The organism is Mesorhizobium sp. M1A.F.Ca.IN.020.03.2.1, from assembly GCF_004023205.1.
Lineage (GTDB): Bacteria > Pseudomonadota > Alphaproteobacteria > Rhizobiales > Rhizobiaceae > Mesorhizobium.
This window is the reverse complement of the sequence record NZ_RZSV01000391.1, coordinates 1-3,092: the sequence shown is the minus strand read 5'-3', so window position 1 is coordinate 3,092 and position 3,092 is coordinate 1. Positions and strand designations below refer to the sequence as shown.

The following is a 3,092-nucleotide window of genomic DNA, read 5'->3' as shown; positions in this document are numbered from 1 at the left end:
CGGTCCGTACGGCGTCTCGAACTCGTCGCCGCGCTCCAAAATGTCGCGCACATCGACGCCTTTGGTGACAAGCAGGAAATTGCCGAAGGCCAGGTTCGGCCAGAAGCGGCGCAGCAGCGCCAGCAGCCAGCGCGGGTCGTTGAAAAGGAAGCCGGCGATACGGGACGCAAGCCCCTTGGCGCGGAGCCGGTCGATATCGAAGGGCGGCATTTCGGCGACAGGGCGCTGGCTCTTCTGGGCAGCGCGGACAGCAGCGAAATACTTCAACTTGATCATGCGCGTTCGAGCCCCCCGGCTGTCCACGTCACTGCGATGCCGGCTATTGTCTGGCCTAGGTTTGGTTCGGTCCGGCGTATGTGATTTTTTTCACAATCATCGGTGTTCGGTTCCGGCAATCATGCGATGGACTTGGCCTGGCCGAAATTCGCGATCAGGAAGTTGTTCTTCGCAGGATCGACGAACGGTATCCAGCGAATCCGCTGCTCAGAAAAATCGGGATGCCTGGTTGCCAGAATGGCGCGTTCGCGTTCGGCCTCCTCAAGACGGCCGCTCCGCATCAAGGCGCCGATTTTGAGGAACCTGGCGTAGAAATAGCCCGGCGAAAGGTTGAGCGAGCGATCGGCAACCGCAATTGCGGCCGGCCAGTCCTCGACCAAACAGTATGCGGCAGCCAGCTCGCCCAGATTGTGAAAGCGGTAGAGGTCGAACGGGCTCAGCCGCTCGGTATCCAGGAAGGACGGGATCGCGCCGGCGGCATCGCCAAGCAGCAGCCGCGCGCTGCCCATTGCCGAGCGGGCGAAGGCAAAGCTCGGATTGATGTGGATCGCCTCGGCCAGATGCTCCGCCGCAGATGCCGGCTGGCCGCGCATGATGTCGGCAGCCCCGAGATAGGCGTGCGGCCGCGCGTCGAGGCTGTCCATCAAGAGCGACTTGCGCGCAAATTCTTCGACCTTGGCCAGGTCGTCGCTGTCGCCGAAGCGCAGCCATGCCCGCCAGAAATACCACCATGCCAGCTCGTTCAGCACGGCGCTGGAATTCGGATCTTCTTGGTAAGCCTTCTCGAAGAATTCGAGCGCGATCTCGGTGTCTTTGCGCGTGCGCCTGTTCATGTGCCAGCGGCCCCGCCGCACCAGCTGCCAGGTCTCGAGGCTTTCCCACGGCACCTGGAAGGTGCGCACCTGCTCGGCTCGGTCGACCTCCTTGTCGAGGATCGAAACGATCTCGCTGCCGATCTGGTCGCGCAGCCTGAAGATGTCGATGAGGTCGCGGTCGAAGCGCTGCGACCAGACCAGGCGCCCGTTCGACGTGTCGGTCAGCGAGGCGTTGAGGCGTATCTGCCCGCTGTGGCGCGCCAGCGTGCCGCCGACGATGTAGCGCGCGCCAAGCGCATTGCCGATGAGCCTGGTTCCGAGCTGGTCGTCGCGAAACTGGAAGCTGGAGCCCTTCGCGATCACCGAGAGCCAGCGGGTGTTGGACAGGCCGTAGATGATGTCTTCCGCAATGCCGTCGGCCATGTAGCCGACGTCAGGCTCGCCTCCGTTGCTGCCGTGAAACGGCAGCACCGCGATTGCCGGCGGGCCCTTCGATGCGAGTCTGTCATGGACGGGAGCGGTAGGGATGGCGGCCAGGGGCGCAGCAATCGCCGCGCCGTTGCCGCCGCGTCCGGCGATCAGCACACGTACAGGCAGGGCGATGTTCTTGAGCATGAACTCGCCAAGGTCGGTGAAAACCGCGGCCGTCTTGTCCTTCACGTGGTGCCAGGTCGTCTCTGAGATGGCTAGACCGTCATGTGGAGCGAATTCCTGCAGGCGCGCGGCAATGTTGACGTCGTCGCCATAGAGGCGGCCCTCGCGGACGATGACGTCTCCGGTGTTGATCCCGGCCCGGAACGGCATGCGCATCTCATCCGCGGCCGAGGCATTGAGCGCCATGATCCGGTCCTGGAAATCGAACGCCGCGCGCAAGGCTTCGATTGGATTGCCGAATTCGGCCATGATGCTGTCGCCGGCAACGCCAAACGTGCGGCCGCCAAAGGCGCCGCAACTGTCGGTGATGATATCGCGCCTTTCCTCGAAGGCCGCGACGGCGCGCTCGTCGTCGATGCCCATCAGCCGCGAAAAACCAACGGCGTCGATAGAAATGATTGTCGCAAGCTGACGGGTATAGTTCCGTTCAGCCATGGTTGAGCCCCCGGTCCCTGTTTTCGGTTCAGAACAGGCGACTTCCGCTCCAAAAAAACTTCGCCGTTTGCCGATGGAAGATCCCCGGCAGGCTCGGCGCGCCGTTGCCACCCTGTTGGTCCGGGACTCTAACAGGGTCTGGCCAAAAGCTCTACCACGAACAGCTAATGGAAGGCGGTTTCGGCGCAAGCCATGGTTAGTCGTTCGTTACCTGAAGTCCGATGTTGCAGAAGCCTCCTTACTTGTTGGATTCACGCCGTTTTACTTATTTAAGCTTTCGCGAATAGAAGTCGCGCCGGCCGTGACGGACCAACTGTGGAGCAAGGCGTTGCGGCCCGTTGGCGGAACCAACGGGCCCGGATTCGAGTTGTCAGCGCGTTCATGCCACCACGAGAGATTGAGGGCAGTCATGCGCGGTGTTCTTTTGGCAAGCGGTATCGCGTTTTTCCTTGTCGGCGGGTCGGCTTTCGCGGCCGAAGCGCAAGCGCTGCCGCCGCAAAATGCCAAGAAGCTCTCGGAAATCCTGACCAAGGTCGAGAAGCGGAGCGACTTCCAATATATCAAGGAGGTCGGCTGGAGCAGCGACGGCTATACCGTTACCTATTACACGACCGACAAGGCCAAGGTCGAAATCACCTACGATCCGGTCACCGGCGAACCGAAGTAACGCCTGATACGGCCCCCCGCAGCTGGGCCGGCGCCTCCCTATCCGAGACTTGCGTCGATCCACGTTTGATGGCTGACTGCGCGCCATGATTGCGGGCACGGGGGTGCATGGGAATGGTTGGCTACGTTCTAAAGCGCATCCTGATGGTGCTCGCCGGCTATCTGATCGCGGTGCTCGTCGGATTGGTCGCGTTGGTCGCGATCTATGCAGCGCTGAGCTCGCTGCCGCCCCAAGCTATTTCGAGC

Annotated in this window: 3 protein-coding genes; 1 reads left to right on the top strand and 2 read right to left on the bottom strand. The window is 62.1% G+C overall.

Annotated features, from left to right (window positions below; all coding sequences use genetic code 11):
• The coding region (locus tag EOA79_RS31075) for a hypothetical protein (protein WP_164894035.1) at positions 1-276 on the bottom strand (276 nt) is incomplete at its 3' end.
• Positions 277-395: 119 nt separating this feature from the next.
• Entirely contained in the window at positions 396-2,180 is a 1,785-nt protein-coding gene (locus EOA79_RS31070) for an adenylate/guanylate cyclase domain-containing protein (RefSeq protein ID WP_095800730.1), read from the bottom strand.
• Between the two features lie 409 nt (positions 2,181-2,589).
• Between EOA79_RS31070 and EOA79_RS31065 the strand changes: the two genes are divergently transcribed.
• On the top strand, positions 2,590-2,847 hold the full coding sequence (locus tag EOA79_RS31065; protein ID WP_066989847.1) for a PepSY domain-containing protein: 258 nt from the start codon (positions 2,590-2,592) through the stop codon (positions 2,845-2,847).
• The last annotated feature ends 245 nt before the right edge of the window (positions 2,848-3,092 follow it).